At 73.5% G+C, this 22,174-nt stretch carries 17 protein-coding genes; 10 read left to right on the top strand and 7 right to left on the bottom strand.

Translation table 11 applies throughout. The features are described 5' to 3' along the window. Nucleotides 1-62: 62 nt before the first annotated feature. From KF840_18245 to KF840_18225, 5 genes are all read left to right on the top strand, one after another. Nucleotides 63-1,853 carry an ABC-F family ATP-binding cassette domain-containing protein gene (locus KF840_18245; protein MBX3026853.1) on the top strand — a complete coding sequence of 597 codons (1,791 nt, stop codon included), beginning with the start codon at nt 63-65 and terminating at the stop codon, nt 1,851-1,853. A gap of 126 nt (nt 1,854-1,979) precedes the next feature. Next, entirely contained in the window at nt 1,980-5,030 is a 3,051-nt protein-coding gene (locus KF840_18240; protein MBX3026852.1) for a hypothetical protein, read from the top strand. Nucleotides 5,031-5,127: 97 nt separating this feature from the next. Next, on the top strand, nt 5,128-5,961 hold the full coding sequence (gene tauD / locus KF840_18235; GenBank protein MBX3026851.1) for a taurine dioxygenase: 834 nt from the start codon (nt 5,128-5,130) through the stop codon (nt 5,959-5,961). Further along, entirely contained in the window at nt 5,958-6,803 is an 846-nt protein-coding gene (locus KF840_18230; protein MBX3026850.1) for a type 1 glutamine amidotransferase, read from the top strand. The genes tauD and KF840_18230 overlap by 4 nt, the downstream gene beginning before the upstream one ends. Beyond that, nucleotides 6,800-8,944: a cellulase family glycosylhydrolase gene (locus tag KF840_18225; protein MBX3026849.1), complete on the top strand. Its 2,145-nt coding sequence runs from the start codon at nt 6,800-6,802 to the stop codon at nt 8,942-8,944. The genes KF840_18230 and KF840_18225 overlap by 4 nt, the downstream gene beginning before the upstream one ends. An 89-nt stretch (nt 8,945-9,033) precedes the next feature. Here the strand turns inward: KF840_18225 and KF840_18220 are convergent, their stop codons facing one another. From KF840_18220 to KF840_18205, 4 genes are all read right to left on the bottom strand, one after another. After that, nucleotides 9,034-9,546 carry a hypothetical protein gene (locus KF840_18220; protein MBX3026848.1) on the bottom strand — a complete coding sequence of 171 codons (513 nt, stop codon included), beginning with the start codon at nt 9,544-9,546 and terminating at the stop codon, nt 9,034-9,036. After that, nucleotides 9,543-10,610, bottom strand: coding sequence for a diacylglycerol kinase (locus KF840_18215; protein MBX3026847.1), 1,068 nt, complete (start codon nt 10,608-10,610; stop codon nt 9,543-9,545). The genes KF840_18220 and KF840_18215 overlap by 4 nt, the downstream gene beginning before the upstream one ends. A 142-nt stretch (nt 10,611-10,752) precedes the next feature. After that, entirely contained in the window at nt 10,753-11,271 is a 519-nt protein-coding gene (locus tag KF840_18210) for a DUF1993 domain-containing protein (GenBank protein MBX3026846.1), read from the bottom strand. 286 nt (nt 11,272-11,557) lie between these two features. Next, nucleotides 11,558-12,211 (bottom strand): DNA-3-methyladenine glycosylase 2 family protein, encoded by a 654-nt coding sequence (locus KF840_18205; GenBank protein MBX3026845.1) that lies wholly within the window; start codon nt 12,209-12,211, stop codon nt 11,558-11,560. 220 nt (nt 12,212-12,431) lie between these two features. On the opposite strand from KF840_18205, the gene KF840_18200 reads away from it, so the two are divergent. From KF840_18200 to KF840_18190, 3 genes are all read left to right on the top strand, one after another. Further along, nucleotides 12,432-13,193 (top strand): class I SAM-dependent methyltransferase, encoded by a 762-nt coding sequence (locus KF840_18200; GenBank protein ID MBX3026844.1) that lies wholly within the window; start codon nt 12,432-12,434, stop codon nt 13,191-13,193. Beyond that, on the top strand, nt 13,190-14,350 hold the full coding sequence (locus tag KF840_18195; GenBank protein ID MBX3026843.1) for a hypothetical protein: 1,161 nt from the start codon (nt 13,190-13,192) through the stop codon (nt 14,348-14,350). The genes KF840_18200 and KF840_18195 overlap by 4 nt, the downstream gene beginning before the upstream one ends. A 192-nt stretch (nt 14,351-14,542) precedes the next feature. Further along, entirely contained in the window at nt 14,543-17,224 is a 2,682-nt protein-coding gene (locus KF840_18190) for a response regulator (GenBank protein ID MBX3026842.1), read from the top strand. A gap of 113 nt (nt 17,225-17,337) precedes the next feature. Here the strand turns inward: KF840_18190 and KF840_18185 are convergent, their stop codons facing one another. The 3 genes from KF840_18185 to KF840_18175 form a co-directional block, all read right to left on the bottom strand. After that, entirely contained in the window at nt 17,338-18,264 is a 927-nt protein-coding gene (locus tag KF840_18185) for an intradiol ring-cleavage dioxygenase (protein ID MBX3026841.1), read from the bottom strand. A 34-nt stretch (nt 18,265-18,298) separates the two neighbouring features. Beyond that, on the bottom strand, nt 18,299-19,123 hold the full coding sequence (locus KF840_18180; GenBank protein ID MBX3026840.1) for a transporter: 825 nt from the start codon (nt 19,121-19,123) through the stop codon (nt 18,299-18,301). A gap of 147 nt (nt 19,124-19,270) precedes the next feature. Further along, on the bottom strand, nt 19,271-19,702 hold the full coding sequence (locus KF840_18175; protein MBX3026839.1) for a hypothetical protein: 432 nt from the start codon (nt 19,700-19,702) through the stop codon (nt 19,271-19,273). A 252-nt stretch (nt 19,703-19,954) separates the two neighbouring features. Here KF840_18175 and KF840_18170 point away from each other — a divergent pair, with 252 nt between their 5' ends. Then, a complete protein-coding gene (locus tag KF840_18170; GenBank protein MBX3026838.1) occupies nt 19,955-20,815 on the top strand; it encodes a hypothetical protein in 861 nt (286 codons plus the stop codon). Continuing rightward, a complete protein-coding gene (locus KF840_18165; protein MBX3026837.1) occupies nt 20,802-22,157 on the top strand; it encodes a hypothetical protein in 1,356 nt (451 codons plus the stop codon). Before KF840_18170 ends, KF840_18165 begins: the two co-directional genes overlap by 14 nt. Nucleotides 22,158-22,174 lie beyond the last annotated feature (17 nt).

Here is a 22,174-nt window from a genome sequence, read left to right as displayed (position 1 = left end):
CGGCGCGCTCCGGCCGCCGCCACCGCGCTGACCCGCCGGCGACCACCTGCTACAGGCAGCGGATGGCGCTGCTCCTCGGCTGTCAGGCGATCACCAAGGCCTATGGTGCGGCGCCGCTCTTCTCGGCCCTGTCGTTCGGCATCCACGACGGCGACCGCATCGGCCTGGTCGGGCCGAACGGCTGCGGCAAGTCGACCCTGCTGCGGGTGCTCGCCGGCCGCGAGCCGCCCGACGCCGGCAGCGTGTCGCTGCGCCGCCTGACGCGCCTCGCCTACGTCCCGCAGCACCCCGGCGACGGCGGCGCCCACACCGTCGCCAGCCTGCTCGACGCCGCGCTCGCGGACAGCGACCTCGACGGGACGGCGCGCGCCGCGCGGCGACGGGCGACGCTCAGCCGCTGCGGCTTCGGCGAGCCGGACGCGCCGGTGGCGACCCTCTCCGGCGGCTGGCGCAAGCGGCTGGCCATCGCCGAGGCGCTGGTGTGCGAGCCCGACCTGGTGCTGATGGACGAGCCGACCAACCACCTGGACCTCGACGGCATCCTCTGGCTCGAGCAGATGCTCGGCAGCGAGCCGGCGGCGTGTCTCGTCATCAGCCACGACCGCTGGTTCCTCGAGCACGTGGCCCGTCGCATGTTCGATCTCGATCCCGTCCACCCCGGCGGCTTCTTCGAGACGCGCGGCCGCTACAGCGAGTTTCTCGAACGCAAGGACGCGGCGCTGCGCGAGCAGGCGCAGTGGCAGGAGACGCTCGGCAACCGCGTGCGCCGCGAGCTCGACTGGCTGCGCCACGGCGCCAAGGCGCGCACCACCAAGGCCCAGGCGCGCATCGACGAGGCGGCGCGCCTCGCCGGCGAGCTCGCCGCGGTGCAGCGCCGCAGCGCGCGCCGCGTCGCCGGCATCGACTTCGCGGCCAGCGAGCGGCGCACCCGGCGCCTGCTGGTCGCCGAGCGCGTCGGCAAGTCGTTCGGCGCCCGGCGCGTGCTGGAGGACGTCAGCCTCGTCCTCGGACCCGGCACGCGCCTCGGTCTGCTCGGCCCCAACGGCAGCGGCAAGTCGACGCTGATCCAACTCCTGGTCGGCGGGCTGCACCCCGACGCCGGCCATATCGAGCGCGCCGAGGGGCTGCGGGTGGCGCTGCTCGACCAGCACCGCGGCGCCCTCGATCCGACCCAGACGCTGCGCCGGGCGCTGGCGCCGCAGGGCGATCAGGTGGTGTTCGGCGGCCGCTCCATCCACGTCGCCGGCTGGGCGCGGCGCTTTCTGTTCCGCGCCGAGCAACTGGCGATGCCGGTCGGCCGCCTGTCGGGCGGCGAGCAGGCGCGCGTCCACCTGGCGCTGCTGATGCTGCAGCCCGCCGACCTGCTGATCCTCGACGAGCCGACCAACGACCTCGACATCCCGACGCTCGAGGTCCTGGAAGAGAGCCTGCTCGAGTTCCCGGGCGCGGTCGTCCTGGTCACCCACGATCGCTTTCTCTTCGAGCGCGTCACCACCAGCGTGCTGGCGCTCGACGGCAGCGGCCGCGCCACCGCCTTCGCCGACTACCGGCAGTGGGAAGCGGCGCGCCGCCCGCCGACGCCAGCGGTGGCGAAGCCGCGGCCCGCGGCGGCGCCGAAGCCGGCGGCGCCGAAGCGCCTGAGCTGGGGCGAGCAGCGCGAGTGGGAAGGCATGGAGGCGGCGATCCTCGCCGCCGAGGAGTCGCTGGCGGCCCGCCACGCCGCGGCCCACGACCCGACGATCGCCACGCGCGCCGACGAGCTGGCGGCGCGCTGGCAGGCGGTGCACGAGGCGCAGCAGGAGGTGGACCGCCTCTACGCGCGCTGGGCCGAGCTCGACGCCAAGCGCGGTTGAGCGCCCACTCCGCGATGCCGATGGCGGCGCGCGGCGGCGGTGATGGGTCGACATCGCCCGAGGGTGGCCGCCAGGCCCGGCAACCCGGCTGGACACTCCAAACCGCGGGGCGTAAGGCCGAGGTCTATGCGGAATCGGGCCGTGGCGCGGGTGGTGGCGGGCGTGATGCTGGCGGCGATCGCGCTGGCGCCGCGCCCGACGCGCGCCTTCGTGACCTTCGAGGTCGGCCAGGTGCGGCCGCTGGCGCGGACGCCGGACGGGCGCACGCTGCTGGCGCTGAACACGCCCGACGCGCGGCTCGAAGTCTTCGCGCTCGACGGCGCGGCGCCGCCGCGGCACGTGATCTCGGTCCCGGTCGGCCTCGAGCCGGTGGCGGTGGCGGCGCGCACCGACAGCGAGGTCTGGGTGGTCAACCACCTGTCCGACAGCATCAGCATCGTCGACCTGGCGGCGACGCCGCCGCGCGTCGTCCGCACCCTGCTGGTGGGCGACGAGCCGCGCGACATCGTCTTCGCCGGCCCCAGGGACGGCGGCGGCCACTTCCGCCGCGCCTTCATCACCACCGCGCGTCTCGGGCAGAACCTGCCGCCGTCGGTGCCGATGAACCTGACGACCCCCGGCACGCCGCGCGCCCTGGTGTACGTGTTCGACGCCACCGACCTCGGCAGCGGGCTCGGCGGCACGCCCGAGACCGTCGTCGAGCTGTTCGGCGACACCCCGCGCGCGCTCGCCGCCACCGCCGACGGCGCGACCGTCTACGCGGCGGTGTTCCAGTCGGGCAACCAGACGACGACGGTGACCGAGGACGCGGTGTGCGACGGCGGCGCCGCGGCGCCGCCGTGCGCGCTCGACGGCGTGCAGGTGCCGGGCGGCCTGGCGAACGCGCAGCTCCCCGGCGGCCTGCCGCCGCCGAACGCCAACGTCGACGGCGATCCCGGCCCCGAGGTCGGCCTGATCGTGCGCCGCAACGCGGCCGGCATCTGGCAGGACGAGCTCGGCCGCAACTGGAACAACGGCGTCCGCTTCGATCTCCCGGACCAGGACGTGTTCCGCATCGACGCCCTCGCCGCTCCGCCGCGCCAGACGGCGGCGTACGCGCACGTCGGCACGATCCTCTTCAACATGCTGGTCAATCCCCGCACCGGCGCGCTCTACGTCAGCAACACCGAAGCGCGCAACGAGGTGCGCTTCGAGGGCTCGGGCGAGCACGGCAGCTCGCTGCGCGGCGACCTGCACGAGAGCCAGATCACCGTCATCGCCGGCGCCACCGTCGCGCCGCGCCATCTCAACAAGCACATCCGCGCCCTGCCGGACGGCTATCTCACCATCCCGATGCCGGCCGGCATCAAGGAGGCGAGTCTGGCGACGCCCGTGGACATGGCGTTGGCGAGCGACGGCACGCTGTACGTCGCCGGCTTCGGCTCCAGCGCCGTCGGCGTCTACGCCAGCGACGAGATCGAGCGGGACACGTTCGTTCCCGCCGCGGCGAACCTGATCGCGGTCAGCGGCGGCGGGCCGTCCGGCCTGGCGCTCGACGAGGCCAACCGGCGCCTCTACGTGCTCACCCGCTTCGACGACGCGGTGAAGGTCATCGACACCGCGACCCGGCAGGAGATCGCGCAGGTGCCGATGTACAACCCCGAGCCGCCGCCGGTGCGCAACGGCCGGCGCTTCCTCTACGACGCCCAGCTCACCTCCAGCAACGGCGAGGCCTCGTGCGCCACCTGTCACGTGTTCGGCGACCTCGACAGCCTGGCCTGGGACCTCGGCAATCCCGACGACCCGGTGAAGCCGAACTACAACCCCCTCGGCCCGACCGGGACCCGCGAGCCGTTCGATCCGTTGAAGGGGCCGATGACGACGCAGACCCTGCGCGGCATGAAGCACCAGGGGCCGATGCACTGGCGCGGCGACCGCACCGGCGCGATGTTCGTCACCGATCCGCTCGCCTACGACTCGACCCTCGCGTTCGAGGCCTTCAACGTCGCCTTCGAGTCGCTGCTCGGCCGCGACGAGGGCGAGCTCTCGGCCGACGACATGGCGGCGTTCACCGAGTTCGCGCTCGAGATCGAGCCGCCGCCGAATCCGGTACGCGGCCTCGACAACCAGCTCACCGCCGCGCAGAGCCGCGGCCGGGCGCTGTTCCGCGACCGCCGCCTGATCACCGACACGGCGGCGCACTGCGCCGGCTGCCACACGCTCAATGCGGCGGACGGCAACTTCGGCACCCTCGGGCAGTCGACCTTCGACGACGAGCCGCAGCCGTTCAAGGTGCCGCAGCTCAAGAACGCCTACCAGAAGATCGGCATGTTCGGGACGCCGAACGGCCGCTTCTCCGACGTGCTGCCGCAGCACGCCGCCTACCAGGGCGAGCAGATCCGCGGCTTCGGCTTCCTGCACGACGGCAGCATGGCGACGGTGTTCGACTTCCTGCGCGCCCGCGTCTTCCTCCTCGACGACCACCAGCGCGCCGACCTCGAGCAGTACGTGCTCGCCTTCGACACCACCTTCGCGCCGATCGTCGGCCAGCAGATCACCCTCACGGCCGACACCGCCGACGTCGCGGGACCGCGTGTCGACCTGCTGATCGCCCGTGCCCGCACGCCGTTCGATCTCGTCGACCATCCCGGCGCCAACGAGTGCGACCTGGTGGCGCGCGCCGTGGTCGACGGCCTGCCGCGCGGCTACCTGCTCGATCCGGCCAGCGGCGCCTTCCGCAGCGACCGCGCCGCCGAGGCGCCGCTCGCCGATGCCGCCCTGCGCGCCATCGCCACCGCCAGCGGCGAGCCCGTCACGTACACCTGCGCGCCGCCGGGCGAGGGCCGCCGCCTCGCCCTCGACCGCGACGAGGACGGCGTCTTCGATCGCGACGAGATCGACCGCGGCTCAGATCCCGACGACCCGCGCGATCCGTTCCTCGAGACGCCGACGCCGACCGTCACCCTGACGCCGACCGTGCCGCCGACCGCGACCCGGACCAAGACGCCGGGCGTGCTGCCGGGCGACGCCGACTGCAACGACGTGCTCAACACCGCCGACGCGCGCGCGGCCGCCCGCGCCGTCTTCGACCGCCGCGCCCAGGCGCAGTGCGACGCCGACTGCAACAAGGACCGCCGCGTCAGCGCCGCCGACGTCACCTGCATCATCACCCTCGTCGCCAACAGCGCGCAGGAGTGAGCCGGCGCACGCGCCTCGGCGCGGCGGCGAATCCACCGGTCGGGCATCCGCCGGACCACGCTTGCCACTGCTTCGCGGCGCGGGCTACAGGCCGGGCATGGGACAGCGGATCGGATTCACGCGCCTGGCCGGGGCGCTCGGGGCGGAGGTCACCGGCATCGACCTGCGCCAGCCGATCGACGATGCCACGTTCGCGGATCTCGAGGCCGGACTGCTCGAGCACCAGGTGCTCTTCTTCCGCGACCAGCGCATCGAGCACGCCCATCACCGGGCGCTGGCGCGCCGCTTCGGCGCGCCGGTGACCCATCCCGCGTATCCGTCGGTCGAGGGCTTCCCCGAGATCACCGTGCTCGAGAGCACGGCCGAGAACCCGACCAAGATCGACACCTGGCACACCGACATGACCTTCCTCGAGCAGCCGCCGCTGGGATCGATTCTGCGCGGCCGCATCATTCCCGAGCACGGCGGCGACACCATGTTCGCCAGCCTGTTCGCCGCCTGGGACGGGCTCTCGGACCGCATGCGGCGCTACCTCGACGGCCTCACCGCGCTGCATTCCTTCGCCCACGGCTTCCGCCACAGCCTCGCCGAGCCCGGCGGCTGGGATCGCCTCGGCGAGACGGTGCGCGCCAATCCGCCGGTGCGCCACCCGGTGGTGCGCACCCATCCGCGCAGCGGCCGCAAGGCGCTGTTCGTCAACCGCCTCTTCACCACCCACATCGAGGGCCTGCGCGAGGCCGAGAGCGACGCCGTGCTGCGCTTCCTCTTCGATCACCTGGAGACCCCGGAGCTGAGCTGCCGCTTCGCGTGGCGGCCCGACTCCCTGGCCTTCTGGGACAACCGCGCCACCCTGCACCGGCCAGTCAACGACTTCTTCCCGGCGCACCGCCGCATGGAGCGCATCACCATCGCCGGCGACCGGCCGCGATGAGCCTGCGGCTGCTCGTCCTCGACGCCTACGACGCCGCCGGCCGGCAGGCATTGCAGGGCGCCGGCGCGACGCTCGCCGGCGAGCTCTATCGGCGCTTGCTGCAGACGCTGGAGCCGACGGCGCACGTCGCTGTCGCGGCGCTGGAGTCCGACGGCTTCCATCCGCCCGCCGCGCTGGCCAGCTACGACGGCATCGTCTGGACCGGCTCCAACCTCACCGTGCATCGCGATGGGCCGGCGGTGCGCCAGCAGCTCGAGCTCGCCCGCGCCGCCTTCGCCGCGCGCGTGCCCAGCTTCGGCAGTTGCTGGGCGGTGCACATCGCGGTCACCGCCGCCGGCGGCCGTTGCGCCGCCAACCCGCGCGGCCGCGAGTTCGGCGTCGCTCGCAAGATCACGCTCACCGACGCCGGCCGCGCCCACCCGCTGTACGCCGGCAAGCCGCTCGCCTTCGACGCCTTGACCAGCCACGAGGACGAGGTGGTCGAGCTGGGCCCGCACGCGACGCTGCTCGCCGGCAACGGGTTCTCGCGCGTGCAGGCGGTGCACGTCGAGCGCGACGGCGGCGTCTTCTGGGCGGTGCAGTACCATCCCGAGTACGACCTCATCGACGTCGCCCGGCTCGCCATCCTGCGCGCGCCGCAGTTGATTGCGCAGGGCTTCTTCGCCGACGCCGACCAGGCGGCGGGCTACCGGCACGAGCTCGAGGCGTTGCACGCCGACCGCTCGCGGCGCGACCTCGCCTACCGCCTGGCGGTGGACGACGACGTGCTGCAGCCGCGCGTTCGCACCCGCGAGGTGCGCAACTGGCTCGAGCAGCTCGTCAAATCGGGGGTGAGACGATGACCATCCGCGCCCTCTGCATCACCAGCGCCGCCGCTCTGCTGCTGGCGGCGTGCGGCGATGACGATCACCCGGGGCGGACGCCGACCGGCATCCCGACGGCCGCCTTCACCGCGACTGCCGGCGCGCCGCGCACGGCGACGCCGACGGCGACCGGCGGCGGGCAGCCGCAGCCGACGCCGACGGAGAGCCAGCCGGCGGGCAGTCCGACCACGCCGGCCGCCGCCTATACGGTGACCGCGACGCCGACGGCCGGCCGCAGCGCCGCGCTGGCGATCGGTTCGGCGCTCGCCGAGCCGGCGGAGGTGATCGAGATCAGCGTCGTGCTGACCGCCGGCGGCGCCGTCGCCGGCACCCAGAACGACATCGGCTTCCCGCCCGAGGCGCCGATCGTGGCGACGACCGCCGGGCGGCCCAATTGCAGCGTCAACCCGTCGCTTGGAAAGGGCGGGACCAGCTTCGCCTTCCAGCCGCCGGGCTGCGCGGCGGGAGGCGACTGCGCGGCGGTGCGCGCCATCGTTCTGGCGCTCGACAACGTCGATCCGATCCCGATCGGTGCGCTCCTCTACTCGTGCCGCGTCGCCGTCTCGCAGAACGCCGCCGACGGCATCTATCCGCTGCCCTGCACGAACGCGGCGGCGAGCGATCCGGACGGCAACGCGCTGGCGACGACGTGCGCGCCTGGCTCGGTCGTCGTCGGCTCCCTGCGCACGCCGACGCCGACGGCGCCCGCGATCACGCCCACCGTCGTTGCCCCCACCGCCACCGTCACCGTGCCGCCGACGCCGACGCCACGCACCGGCGCCGAGGGCGCGCTGCCGCCGATCGGCGCCGCCGGACGCTGGTTCACCGATGCGCTCGGACGCGTCGTCCAGTTGCGCGGCGTCAACATGGTGGCGAAGCGGGATCCCTTCTATCCGGCGGCGTTCGGCTTCGGCGGCGACGACGCGGCGTTCCTCGCCGCCAACGGCTTCAACGCGGTGCGCTTGGGCATCGACTTCCGCGGCCTGATGCCGACCCCCGGCGTCGTCGAGACGGCGTACCTCGACCACCTCGCCGAGACGGTGCGGGTGCTGGTCGCGCACGACCTCTTCGTGCTGCTCGACTTCCACCAGGATGGCTTCGCGCCGATGTTCAACGGCAACGGGCTGCCGGACTGGATGGCGATCAGCGACGGCCTGCCCAATCCGCCCGATGCCGTGTTCCCGCTGTACTACATCCAGAATCCGGCGATGCAGCGCGCCTTCGAGAGCTTCTGGGCCAATCGCCCGGGGCCCGGCGGCGTCGGCATCCAGGACTATTTTCTGCAGGGCGTGCGCGCCGTCGCCGCCCGCTTCGCCGACGAGCCGCGGGTGCTCGGCACCGAACTGATGAACGAACCCTGGCCGGGCGCCGACTGGGGACCCTGCGCGCTCGACGCCAACGGCTGCCCCGACATCGAAGCGCAGCGGCTGCGGCCCTTCTACGATCGCGGCGCCGGCGCGGCGCGCGCCGAGGCGCCGTCGCAGATGGTGTTCGTCGAGCCCTTCGTGCTCTTCAACTTCGGCCAGGCCAACACCAGCCTCCCCGGTCCCGACGAACGGCTGGCGCTGTCCTTCCACTCCTACGCGCTCGATGCGGCGAGCGAGGAGGGCGTGGTCGCCAGGGCGGTCGCGGCCGCCGAGCGCGATCGGCGACCGGTGCTGTGCAGCGAGTTCGGCGCCTCGGTGGATCCGGTGCTGCTCAATCGCATCGCCGGCCAGCTCGAGCAGGGCCTGGTGCCGTGGCTGTTCTGGTCATACGACGAGAACATCACCATCGACCTGACGCGGCCGCCGGGGGGCGACAATCTGCGCAGCAGCGAGGCGTTCGACGCCCTCGTCCGGCCGTATCCGGTCGCCGTCGCCGGCACGCCCACCGCGATCAGCTTCGATCCGGCGACCAGGGTGTTCCGCTTCGAGTACGACACGACGGCGCCCGCCGGCGGCGCGCTCCCGCCGTGGGTGCTGACCGCGGTGTCGGTGCCGGCGCGTCAGTATCCGGGCGGCTACCTGGTCGAGGTCGAGGGCGCCGTCGTGACCTCGCCGCCGGATGCGCCGTTGCTGACCCTGCAGCGCACGCCCGGCGCGGCGGCGGTGACCGTGGCGATCGCGCCCGCCGTCTGAGCCGACGAAGAGCGCGACGAGCGACGCGTGTGCAACGGGTTGCCGCGTCCGCGGCGAAGGACACGACGGCCGTGTCGTTCGTCGTGCAGTCAGTCGCTATTCGCCGCCACCGGGAAGACCTCGACGTTGGACAGGATCGATCCGCGCAGCAACGAGATGGTGAGCAGCGGCACTTCGAGGAACACGGTCAGCGAGGCGGCGAAGACGATCAGGCCGCGGGCGACGCGGGTGGCGAGCAGTCCCTCGGGGAGCAGGCCGTAGACCACGACCAGCGCCATCGCCGTCACCGCGAACCCGGACAGGCTCATGATGACGAACTGGCGCTGCGAGTTGCGGCGGCTGTCGAAGCTGAAGAGGAACGGCGAGCCGAGGCGCGCCGGGGCGGCGACGCGCGAGCCGGTGGCCAGCGCGCCGACGAGATGGCCCCACTCGTGCGCCAGGTGGCCGACGACGAAGGCGCCGATGCCGAGCAGCGCGCCGCTCAGATCGGCCGCCGGACCACGGCCGGCGGAGAGCGGCGCCGCCGCCCACCAGGCGAGCAGCACCAGGGCAACGACGGCGAGATCGCGAGCGAGCAGTCGGCCGAACATGGTCGCGCTCACGCCGCCGGCGGCCGGTAGAGGCCGCGGCCGGTGATCAACGGCAGGTCGAGCATCGACAGCAGCCCGGGGGCGGCGTCGCAGACGGCGGGAATCGCGTTCACCAGGCGGGTGGCGGTGAGGACGACGCCGCCGACCGCGTGGTCCCCGTGCTCGTCCTCGAACTCGAGCTCGCAGCGCATCTTCGGGAAACCGGTGATGACGACGCGATAGCTGCCGTTGCCGGTCGGCCACTCCGGGGCGAGGGCGTCGTCGAGCCGGGTGACGTGCTCGACGACGATCGGGGCGCGGCCGCCGGCGATGCCCTGCACCTCGAAGCGCAGCGCCGCCATGGTGCCCGGCGCGACCGTGTGGGCGCCGATGCGGATCGGCCGCACCGCCGGCCGCTTCTCGTAGGTCGAGCGGATCGTCTCCAGCTCGATGCCGAGGCCCTCGGCGAGCAGGCGTACGGTGCCGCCCCAGGCGAACTCGAGCGTCCCCGGCGTCAACAGCAGCGGCGTGTCGTCGAGCGGCTTGCCGAAGCCCATGGTGTCGAAGAGCACCGTCGGCTGGTCGTAGGTCGCGTAGTTGATGATCTCGAGCACCCGCACCTCCTCCCAGGTGCCGCAGAGGCCGGTGAGGGTCAGCGGCAGCAGGTCGTTGGCGAACCCGGGATCGATGCCGGAGGTGAAGAACGAGGTGCCGCCGGCGCGGCAGGCCTCCGCCAACTGGTCGCGCACGGCGGGCACGAACGACCGCGGATGCACCAGCGGCACGATCGAGCTCGACACGACGTTCTTGCCGCTGGCGAGGATGCGGCAGATGTCCTGCGCCGCCTCGAACGGCCGCAGGTCGGCGGTCGCCGTGTAGCAGACGCAGTCGGCGTCGAGCGCCAGCATCGCCTCGACGTCGTTACTGGCCCGCACCCCGACCGGTCCGGCGCCGCACAGCTCCCCGGCGTCGCGCCCCGACTTCTCGGCGCTGTGCACGCAGACGCCGACCAGCTCGGTCTGCGGGTGCGCGATCAGGCAGCGGAGCGCAAACAGCCCGACGTTCCCGGTTCCCCACTGGATGACCTTGTATGGCATGTGCTGCCCTCCGTTGCGGCTCGAAAGACGAAAGACCAGGGCAAACGGCAACGATCGACCGGCAAGGGGAGCGCGCCGTTGCCCGACCATTCGCGCCCCCGCGCGTCCGTCCTTCCGCCGTCCGCCGCCAGCCGAAGCGACCCTACCACGTGCTCGTATCGGTGAAGCTCGTCACGCCGATGAAGTCCTGCTTGCCGAGCGGCACGCCGTTGTGGCGCAGGATGGCGTAGGCGGTGGTGACGTGGAAGTAGAAGTTGGGGACGGCGATGCGGATGACGTAGCGGTCGCCGCGCACCGAGTTGCCCTGCATCCACGCCGGCGCCACCGCGCGGTCCTCGCCGCCGGCGAAATCGCCGGGCGCGAAACCGGCGAGATACTCGCGGCAGGTCTGGATGCGCCGTCGCAGCTCGGCGACGGTCTTCTCGGTGTCGGGATGCGACGGCGGCTTCTTGCCGGAGAGGTAGGCGGCGGCGAATTTCGCCTGGTCGCAGGCAGACTGCACCTGCTGCGCGAGGGGGTACTGGTCGGGCGCCAGGCGCGCCTCGGCCAGCATGTCGACGTCGAAGCCGCGCTGGCCGGCGTACGCGGCCGCCGCCTGCAGCCAGCGATCGAGGTTGTCGAGCATGACGGCGAAGTGGGCGAGGGTGTCGAAGAGCTGCATGATTCACTCCTTGCGGCGCGGTGGCCGCCTCTGACGAGCGATACGACGAAACACCTTCACCACGGAGGCACGGAGACACGGAGGGTGCTGCGCGGGAATGGCGGGTGGGCGCGATCCCCATGGCCATTGTTGATGGCGTTGGGGATCTCGCTCCCGAACCCTCTCTCGTCCAGGTGACTCCGTGTCTCCGTGCCTCCGTGGTGACGTATTTTCGTCACGGCAAGGCTCGATGTGGAACGGCGCCTCCGCCGCGCCGATCCAGGGGAGGGCGTGCGCGCCCGACGCATCAGCGGCGGCCGCCGAGCTCGGTGGCGCGCCACAGGTACCAGCTCGCCGCCGTGCGATAGGGGCGCCAGCGCGCGCCGCGCCGGGCGACGGCCTCGCGCTCCGGCAGCGCCCGCTTGCGCAGGGCGACCGCGAAGCCCTTGCGGATGCCGTAGTCGTCCAGCGGCAGGACGTCCGGCCGGCCGAGGCGGAACATGAGCAGCATCTCCACCGTCCAGCGGCCGATGCCGCGCACCGCGGTCAGGGTCTCGATCAGCGCCGCGTCGTCCATGCGCCGCGCCGCGGCGAGCGAGGGGATCTCGCCCGCCAGCTCGCGCTGCGCCAGGTCGCGCAGCGCCAGCAGCTTGGGGCGCGAGAGCCCGGCGCCGCGCAGGGGCTCGTCCGCGGTCTGCAGGATGTGCGCCGCCGTCGGTCCGTGCCGGGCGCGCGGGAAGAGGGCGCAGACGCGGCCGTGGATGGTGGCGGCCGCCTTGCCGCTCAACTGCTGGTAGACGATCGCCTCGGCGAGGGCGGCGAAGATGCTGGGCGTCCGCTTGAGCTCCATGGCGAACGGCCCGACGGCGTCGATGATCCGCGCCAGCGCCGGATCGACGGCGCGCAGGTGGGCGACCGCCGCCGCTGGGTCGAAGGCAAAGCCGCCGTCGCGGGAACGCATCACGCAGCAGCTAGTACGCCGGCCGGGGCGGTGGCAACGCGGAAATGCGTGCGGCGCCGTGTTCGCCGCCGCCGGGGGTAGCGGACCGAGCCGCGATCCGGGGTCGGACGACTCACCGCAGAGGGACCGACTGCCACAGGCGCGGCGGTGGCCCGTCGCGCATCGGTCCGGGCGCCGTTTCGCCTGGAACTGGCACGCGGCTGGCTGTTATGACAATCGCGTGACAACCAGCCCGCCACGTCAGAAGCCGGCCGAGATCCAGGCCTATTATCGCGATCCGACGGTGGTCGCGGAGTACATCGAACGCCGCACCGCGCAGCCGCTGAACGGCATGCTGCACCGCCGGCAGGTGCAGTTCATCGACCAGGTGATCGGCGAGCGGCGGCCGCAGCGGGTGCTCGAGGTGGCGCCCGGGCCCGCCCGGCTCACCGCCGAGCTGGCGTACGCCGGCCGCGGCATCGCGGTCGACGGCAGCGCCGAGATGCTGGCCGTGGCGCGCGACCGCCTGCGCGCCCGTCCCGGCCACTGGCTGGTGGTGCGCGGCGACGCCTTCGCGCTGCCGGTGCCCGATGCGAGCGTCGACCTCGCATTCGCCATCCGTTTCGTCCGCCGCTTCGCGCCCGAGGTTCGCCGCCGGCTGTACGCCGAGATTCGCCGCACGCTCACCCCCAACGGGGCGCTGATCGTCGATGCGCAGAACCGGGCCGTCAGCCTGCCGCACCGGCAGCGGAAGGGGCTCGACAGCTACCCGGTGTTCGACGCGCTGTACGACCGCGACGAGCTGGTGGGGGAGATCGAGGGCGCCGGCTTCCGGGTGCGGCGCCTCGAGGGGATGGTGCGGCACTTCGCCGTGCAGTCGCGCCTGAACCGCCTCCGTCACCGCGGCCTGGCGCCGGTGGCGAGCGGCATGATCGGTCTGATCGAGTGCCTGCCCAGCCGCGCCCCGTCGACCTGGATGGTGCTTGCCGAGGTGACCGGATGACGGCATCGGGCGGCGCGCCGGCGCGCGCCGGGGACGAGAACGGCGTCCTGACGGTCGATCTCGCGGGTGTCCGTGCCCGCCTGGCCAGCGACTTCCCGCCCTTCCTGGAGTATGCGCGGCAGCACATGGCGCCGCTGCGCGCCCGCGGCGAGGGCGCGCCGCGCATCAGCGCCCGCCTCTTCTGGCACGAGGGGCCGCCGCCGAATCGGCTCGAGGCGCATCCCGATCTGCAGGGCTGGGATCGCGCCGACCGCGACCTCTACCGTCGCGATCGCTCGCTCGCCTGGTTCCGCATCGACGACTTTCCCGATCTCCACCTGCGCCTCACCCACGACGGCGACGAGCTGACCATCGTCGGTCACTACTACCACCGGCTGAGCAAGACGGCGGGGCGGGACTGGCTGCGCCGCGCGGTCTACCGCCGCTCGCTGCCGACCCTGCGCCGGCGCCGCTTCACCACGCTGCTCTACTATCTCGTCTACTATCCGTGCTTCTGGTGGCTGGAGCACCGAGGCCTCGGTCACCCCATCCATGCCGGCGGCGTGCAACTGCCGGACGGGATCGTCGCGCTGGCCGGGCCGAGCGGCGTCGGCAAGTCGACGTTGGTGGCCGGCCTGGCGTCCGATCCGACGGCGCGCCTGTTGTCCGACACCTTTCTGATCCAGCGGGGCACCAGCGTCCGCGCCGTGCCGGAGCCGCTCTTGCTCGATCAGTGGAGCCGCGGCTGGCTGGGCAGCAACGCCGACGTGCTGCTGCCGATCCCGCATCGCTATTCACTCGGCCGCGGCGGATTCCACTGGCCGGACGAGCAACTGGTCGGCGGCGGCGAGGTGCGCCTGCTGGTCTTCCCGCAGCGCGCCGCGACCCACTACGTCCGCCCGCTGCCGCCGCAGCAGGCGCAGGGCCGCATCCGCGCCGGCGACCTGATCGTCAACGACGTGCGCCGCTACTGGGCCTACGCCTCGGTGCTCGAGGTGCTCGACCCGACGCCGCTGGTGCAGGCGCGCGAGCAGAGCCTGGCCGAGCTGGTGAACCGCGTGCCGGCGTTCGAGGTCGGCCTGACCGCGGACGTGCCGCGCCCGGTGATGGTCGGCCTCATCAACGGCCTCCTGCAACGGGAGACCGCCGGCGGCGCGAGCATCAGCGCCAGCGCCTGAGGCCGGCGCGGCGGCGGCCTGGCCGTCGCGAAGCTGACGCCTGCTGGACCGCGGCGGGCCGAGCCGTCACCGCGCCGCCGCTCGGGCGGCGTTTCATTCGCTCGCCCGAGCGGCGGCGGTCGACACGCGAATTGCTAGGTGACCCAGCATGAGCGGCCGGCGCGGGCCCGAGCGGGTGCCATGCGGGATGCGTTGAGCAGCGATATCCGCGCCCTGCTGCGCGCCGAGACGCAGCCGCAGGTGCTCGACCGCATCGCCGTCGTCCTGCTCATTTCCGGCATCGCCCTTTTGGCCGCGGTGCCGATCGGCCGCGAGTTGCCGGTGTGGCCGCAACTGGCGGCGGCGCGCGGCATCGGCGCGGCCGTGCAGTTGCTCGCGGCGCTGGGGTTGCGGCGTGCTCGACGGGCCTCCTGGCGCCTCGCCACCGCCGCCGCGGTGGCGGCCTTCGCCACCTCGAGCGCCTCGACGCTGGCGATCGCGTTGATCGCCGACGATTCGCTGCTGCTCCTGCTGGTCGTCACCCTGACCACCATCGGCGCCGCGATCGTCGTGCCGTGGGGCGTCGTACCGCAGATCGCGCTCGGCACCATCACCACGCTCTGCTGGCTGCCGTTCATCGGTCGCCAATCGGCCAACGTCACCGTCGGCGTGCTGTCGGCGTTCGCGGCGTCGATCTATCTGGCGTGGCTGCTCGACCGCCAGCGCCAGCGCCAGAAGGCGGAGGCGTTGCTGCGCGTCGGGCACGAGCGGGCGCTGCAGCAGGTGGCGTCCGACGCCGCGCCGCGCCAGGTGCTGGAGACGCTGCTGGCGGTGCTGGCGCAGCAGGCGCCGGAGGTCCGGTGCATCGCCTTCCTGCGTGCCGCCGCGGCGCCATCGCGCCTCGAGCCGGTGGTCTGGAGCGACGGGCTGGCCGCCTACGTGCAAGCGATCGGCGCGCGCGTCCTGGGCGCTGCCGGCGACCCCTACGCCGCCGCCGCCGCCGGGCAGGCCGTCGAGGTGGAGGACGTGCTGGCAGACACGCGGGGCGTGGCGGTGCGCGATGCCGCCGTCGCCAGCCGTGTCACCAGCGTGTGGTGCGAGCCGATGCGCGACGCCGGCGGCGCCGTGCTCGGCGTCTTCGCCTGTCACGCCGGGCGGCGCCGCCGCCCGACGCCGGCCGAGCGGGAGCTGGTCGCCGGCGCGATCCGCATCGCGGTGGTCGCCATCGAGCGGCGGGCGGCGCGCGAGCAGCTCGACCGCAACCTGGCGGCGCTCGAGGCGGCGCGCGCCAGCGCCGTGCGGCAGAGCGAGCGCCTGCACCAGCAGGCGGTGGAGCTCGCCGAGGCGCGCGACCAGGCGTTGGCGTCGACCCGCGCCAAGTCCGAGTTCCTCGCCAACATGAGCCACGAGATCCGCACGCCGCTGAACGGCATCATCGGCCTGACCGAGCTGCTGCTCGACGCCGACCTGACGGCGGAGCAGCACGAGCAGGTGCTGACGGTCAGCCGCTGCGGCGAGCACCTGCTGCGGGTGATCAACGACATCCTCGACTTCTCGAAGATCGAGGCGGGCAAGATGGAGATCGAGCAGGTCGAGCTCGATCTCCGCGCCGTGATCGAGGAGGTAGCGGAGGTGCTGGCGCCGAGCGCGCACGAGAAGGGGTTCGAGATCGTGTGCGACGTGCCGCCGGCGCTCGCGGCCGGGGTGCGCGGCGATCCCGGCCGCTTGCGCCAGGTGCTCACCAATCTGGTGGCCAACGCCATCAAGTTCACCGAGCGCGGCGAAGTGGTGATCGCAGCGCGCCTGCGCGCCGAGAGCCCGCGCCGACGCCGCATACGCATCGCCGTGCGCGACACCGGCATCGGCATTCCGGTCGAGCGCCAGGCGGCGATCTTCGAGAGCTTCACGCAGGTGGACGGCAGCACGACCCGCCGCTACGGGGGCACCGGTCTGGGCCTCACCATCTCGCGCCAGCTCGTCGAATTGATGGGCGGCGAGATCGGGGTCGAGAGCACGCCCGGCGTCGGGAGCTGCTTCTGGTTCGAGCTCGGGTTCGAGCCCGCCGCCGCCGCGGTGGCGCCGCTGGCGGCGCCGGTCGAGCACCTGCGCGGCCTGCGCATCCTGATCGTCGACGACAATGCCACCAACCGCACCATCCTCCGCGAGACGCTGCGCGCCTGGGGCTGCCGGCCCGAGGAGGCGGCGAGCGGCGCGGCGGCGCTGGCGGCGCTGGATGACGCGGCCGGCGACCCCTTCGCGCTGGTCGTTCTCGACATGCAGATGCCGGAGATGGACGGCGCGGAGACGGCGCGGCGGATCCGCGCCGACGCGCGTGTCGCCGACCTGCCCCTGCTGTTGCTGTCGTCGACTGCGGCGCTGCGCGACAGCGGCGCGACGCCGTTCGCCGCTGCGCTGGCCAAGCCCGTGCGCCAGGCGGCGCTCCTGCGCACCCTGCGCGAGATCCTCGGCGGCCGCGCCGAGCGGCGCCCGCGTCGTGTCGCGCCGGCGCTGGCGAGCGGGGGCGAGAGTCCGCGGGTCCTGCTCGCCGAGGACAACGCGGTGAACCGCACCGTCGCGCTGCGCATGCTGCAGAAGCTCGGGTGCCGCGCCGAGGCGGTGGAGACCGGCCGCCAGGCGGTGGGCGCGGTCGAGCGCGCGCACTACGACCTCATCCTCATGGACGTGCAGATGCCGGAGATGGACGGCTTCGAGGCGACGGCGGAGATCCGCCGGCGCGCCGACGACCGCCGGCGCACGCCGATCATCGCCATGACCGCGCACGCGCTCGAGGGCGACCGCGAGCGCTGCCTCGCCGCCGGCATGGACGACTACGTCAGCAAGCCGATGACCATCGCTGCCCTGGCGGAAGCCCTGGCGCGTTGGACGAGCACCTGACCCGGGCGGTCGGCGGCCGTCTGGGCGCGGGAGCCTCGCGTCCCGACGGTCGAACGGTCAGCCCCGCCGCGGCGGCGGCTCGCGGAGGATCGTCGGTCGGCGGGTGATCGCGGTCACCGGGCGGCCCCGAGCACCAACCCGGCCACGTAGCCGTCGCCGCCGGCGGCGATGTCGAGCAGAACGTCCGAGTCGTAGATCGAATCGGTGGCGTTGGTGGTGCTGCGCTGGTCCCTGGCGCTGTAGGGCGCGAGCGCGTAGACCGCGTCGGTGACGGGCTCGGGAAAGTAGAGCTGGGTGACGAGGATGGTGGTCGCGTCGAGGTGGACGCGGACGTGGATGTGGGTGGTGCGGCCCGGATACCAGCCGGGATAGATGGTGACGAAGCGCACCAGGCCGTCGGCGTCGGTCACCTGGAAGCCGCGCAGGAAGCTCTGGCCGCGGGCGTCCACGCCTCCGGGTTGGCCGGCGAAGCCGGAGTACACGCCGGCGGCGTCGGCGTGCCAGACGTTCACCAGCGCGTCGCGGATCGGCGCGCAGCCGGCGACGTCGACGATTCGCAGGGTGAGGCTCAGCGGCACGCCCTGGCGATCCTCGCGGATGTCGCTGCGCGCCAGGCCGACGTCGATGAAGTAGGGGCCGAGCGTCTGCTGCGGGCTGAGGATGCAGTCGATCTGCTCCGGCGTCACCGTCGCGGTCGCAGGCGGCGTTGCGCTCGGCGCGGCGGTGGGCGTCTCGCTGGGCGAGGCGGTGGGCGGCGGGGACGGCGGTGCCGTCGGGGACGCGGTCGGCGACTCGGGGATGGAGGTGGCGGAGCGCGTGGGCGACGGCACCGCGGTGGAGGTCGCGGCCGCGGCGGTGGCGGTCGGCACGGCCGTGGGCGGCAGCGCGGTGGCCGTCGCGGTGCGGCTCGCCGTCGCGCTGGCCGTCGCGTCGCCGCCGTTCGAGCCGCCGCCGCAGGCGGTGACCACGGCGCCGACGCCGAGCACGCCCAGTCGTTGCAGGGCGTGACGGCGCGAGAGCGCGGGGGGCGGGGGCGTCATCTCGTGTCCTCCTCCGGCGGCGGGGATGCGTGCCTCACCAGGTATAGCCGAGTTGGCTGCCGACGCCGACGTCGGGGCTGCCGTTGGTGAGGCCGATCGACACGTAGGCGTCGAGCGACCACGGCGGCGTCACCACCCACGACACGTAGGGGACGAGCTCGAGGCGCTGGCCGGTCTGCGCCGTCGGCGGCTGCCGGTAGTCGAGCAGCGCGCCACTGCTGAGGATCGGCGAGAAGCGGTAGAGCGCGCCGACGGAGGCGGTGATCACGTCGTACAGGTGCGTGCCGGGCGGGCTGCCGAGGAAGCGGTAGCCGAGGCTGCAGAACGGCGCCCAGCGGCCGAGCGTCCACGTCAGCTCCGATTCGATGCCGAAGTCGGGCTCGCCGGTGCCGAGCCCGTCGCTGCGACTGGCGGTCGGAATCTTGATGAGGCCGATCGCGTCGACGTAGGGCAACCAGGCCGGCACCGGCTCGTCCGCCGGCAGCAGGCGCTCGACCGGCAGCAGATACGAGCCGCGCAGCAGCAGGTCGCCGAGCCCGTCGGCCGTGCCCTTGGTCTGGATCGGCCCGTTGGGGCCGTCGATGATGCCCGCCGGACCGCTCACGTACAGCCAGGGGATGGTGCCCTGGACCCGCCAGCGCTCGACGTCGGCGGTGAGAACGAGCGGGACGTACTGGATGACCGTGTTGCTCGAGCCGGTGTAGTCGCCGCTGCTGAAGTGGTAGCCGAGGCTCGCCTTGACCTGCCACCACAGCGGCCGGGGCGTCGGCGCGGCCGCTGGGTCCGCTGTCGGTGCCGCGGCTGCGTTCGCCAGGCGCGCCGTCAGCAGCAGGGCGCACGCGACCAGCAGGAGGCGCATGGCTCGCTGCTACGGGTTCGTCCTGACGACCGCAAACGACGGGGCGATGGCGTTGACGGGCGGGCATACGTCGGGGAGCGGAAGCGGCAGTCGACGCTGGCGGGGGCCGCGCGTCGACTGCCGCTGCGGATCAGCGTGGCGGCCGCGTCACTGGCCGCTGCCGCAGGCGGTGCGGCAGGCGCTGAGCGTGGTGCGACAGGCGGTCGCCGCGGTGGCGAGGTCGCCGAGGCAGGAGTCGGCGCAGGTGGCGAGGGCGTTGACCGCGGTCTTGCAGGCGGTGGCCATGCGGTCGGTGGCGCACGCAGCCTGCGCCGCGCTGACCTCGCTCGCGCAGGCGCCGCTGACGCAGGTGAGCGCGGTGCTCTCCGCCGCGTCGTTGCAGGCCTTGGCGTCGCCGGCGCAGGACGCCTCGCAGGGGAAGAGGAGTTGCGCCAGCAGGCCGCGGGAGTGCGGCGCGCTGGGAGCGCTGGGGCGGCTCGGCGGCGTGTTCTGGTTGCCGCCACGGCCGTGGGCGAAGGCGGGCACGGCGAGCAGGGCGCCGAGGGCGAGGATGGCGGTGATGGTCCGGGTGGTGGTCATGTCGTTCTCCTTGGTTGGAAGTGGATTGTGGTCAGCGAGCAGGCTCGGCCGCGGGTGATCACCGCCGGTCGAATGAGGGCGGTGCGTGGACGGCGCGCATGGCGTCTCCCTCCTTTCTCCTCGTCGTTGCCGCCGCCCGCGGCCTGTGCCTGGGTGACCCGTTTTCGACAGGGATGGATCACTTCGTGGGATTATTTCCCACGCAAATGGCGTTTGCAAAGAAAAGGTGGTATGGATTCCCACGTGGCTGAAATCACAGGGGAAAATGGCATCTCCCATCAGCCGTCGGACGGCCTGGTGGCCGGCATCAGGCGCATTCTGCGACCGCTGGTCCGGCTGTTGATCGCGCGCTCGTTGACCTTTCCGTGGGCCGCGAACCTCTTGCGGGCCGTCTACGTCGAGATCGCGCTGCGCGAGTTTCCGGTCGCCGGCAAGCGCCAGACCGACAGCCGCATCACGTTGCTCACCGGGGTGCATCGCAAGGACGTGAAGCGGCTGCGCGCCCAGCGGCGCGACACGGCGCGGCCGCCGCGCGGCGCCTCGCTCGGAACGCAGTTGATCGCGCGCTGGACCGGGTTGCCGGAGTATCGCGACGAGCAGGGCGCGCCGCGTCCGCTGGCGCGTTTGGCGACCGCCGGCGAGGAGCATTCCTTCGAATCGCTGGTGCGCTCGCTCAACACCGACATCCGGCCGCGCGTCGTCCTCGACGAGTGGCTGCGCCTCGGCCTGGTGACCCTCGACGAGGCGGATCGCGTCTGCCTCGAGGCGCGGGCCTTCATCCCGCGCCAGGGGTCGGAGGCGATGGCGTATTTCTTCGGCCGCAATCTTCACGACCACATCGCCGCCGCGGCGCACAACCTGCTGGGCGAGCCGCCGCCGTTCCTCGATCGCAGCGTGAACTACAACCATCTGACCCCGGAGTCGGTGGCGGAGCTCAGCGAGCTCGCGCGGCGGCGCGCCATGGAGGTGCTGCAGGAGCTCAACGCGCGGGCGCTGGAGTTGCAACAGCGCGACGGCCATGGCCCCACTGCGTCGTGGCGTTTCAACCTCGGAGTCTATCTCTTCCGCGAGGATCAGACGCCGACCGACGAATCGTCCGATGAGCCGAAGTAGCGCCCTGACGGTCGCCCTTCTCGCGTGGGTGCTGGCCGGCGGCGCGCCGGGCGCCCACGCCGACAACCGCTGCGCCGACGGCGGCGGTCCGCGGCCCGACGAGAGCGGCATCGGCGGCACCGGCCTGCGCGCTGGCGGCGACGACGACGGCATCGGTGGCACCGGTCTGCGCGCTGGCGATGACGACGATGGCATCGGCGGCACGGGCATCTCCGCCGCCGACACCGGCGTCATCGGCACCATCACCGGCTTCGCCAGCATCTGCGTCGGCGGCGTCGAGATCCACTACGACGCCGACAGCCCGGTGCGCATCGACGGCCGCGCCGCATCGGCCGCCGAGCTGGCGGTGGGGCAGGTGGTCGAGGTGGTGGCCAGCGGCCGCGGCGACGAGCTGACGGCGCGCCGGATCGGCGTCACCCATCTCGTCGCCGGCCCGGTCACGGCCGTCGACGCGGCGCGCAACCAGATCGAAGTGATCGGCCAGACCGTCCGCCTGTCGGCGGCGACGCGCGGCGCGGGCGACGGCGCCGCCGCGGCGAGCGACTTCGCGCCCGGCGCGGTCGTGCAGGTGAGCGGCCTGCGCCAGGCCGACGGCGCCATCGCGGCGACGCGCGTCGCCACCGGCCGGCCGGAGCTCGCCTGGGTGAGCGGTACGGCGGCGGATCCGACCGCCGACACCGTGGCCATCAGCGGCACGCCGGTGCGCGTCAGCGACGGCGGCGCGCTGGCGAGCGGCGAGGAGGTGCGCGCCAGCGGCCGCTGGGACGGCCGCCAACTGATCGCCGAGCGGCTCGATCGCCTTCCGGCGCTGCCGTTCGCCGGCCGCGTCGGCCGACTCGAGATCGAGGGTTTCGCCAGCATCGCGGCGGGCGATCAGTTGCGCGTCGGATGCTACGTGCTCGAGGTGCCGGCGGGTGCCGCCGCCGAGATGCTGCCGGCCGCGACCGGGGCCGAGCGGGTGCGGGTCGAGGCGGTGATCGACGGTGGGCGCGCGGTCGTGCAGCGGCTCGACGTCGCGCCGCCGCTGCCGCCGCGTCCGCAATCGATCGGCGACGGGTCGGCGGCGCGTCCGCCGCGCCAGCCACCGCCCGATCGCGGTCGCCCACCGGCGGTCGGCCCGGGGCGCGACGAGCCGCGCCCCGGGCCCCCGGACGGCGCGCGCCCCGAGGCGGTGATGCGACCCGATCGGCCGCAGCGGCCGGCGCGTCCCGATCTGCCGGACCGCCCGCCGATCGAGCGCCCGCCGCTGCCGGAGCGGCCGCCAGTGCCAGAGCGGCCGCCGATCCCGGAGCGGCCGCCGCGCATCGAGCGTCCGTTCAGGCCGGAGCGACCGGCGCCGTGACCGGCGCGACGGCGGTG

It is taken from the genome of bacterium (genome assembly GCA_019637795.1).
Taxonomy (GTDB): domain Bacteria; phylum Desulfobacterota; class Binatia; order HRBIN30; family CADEER01; genus JAHBUY01.
Note: the sequence above shows the minus strand (reverse complement) of the source record. Positions and strands in the feature narration are given on the sequence as shown.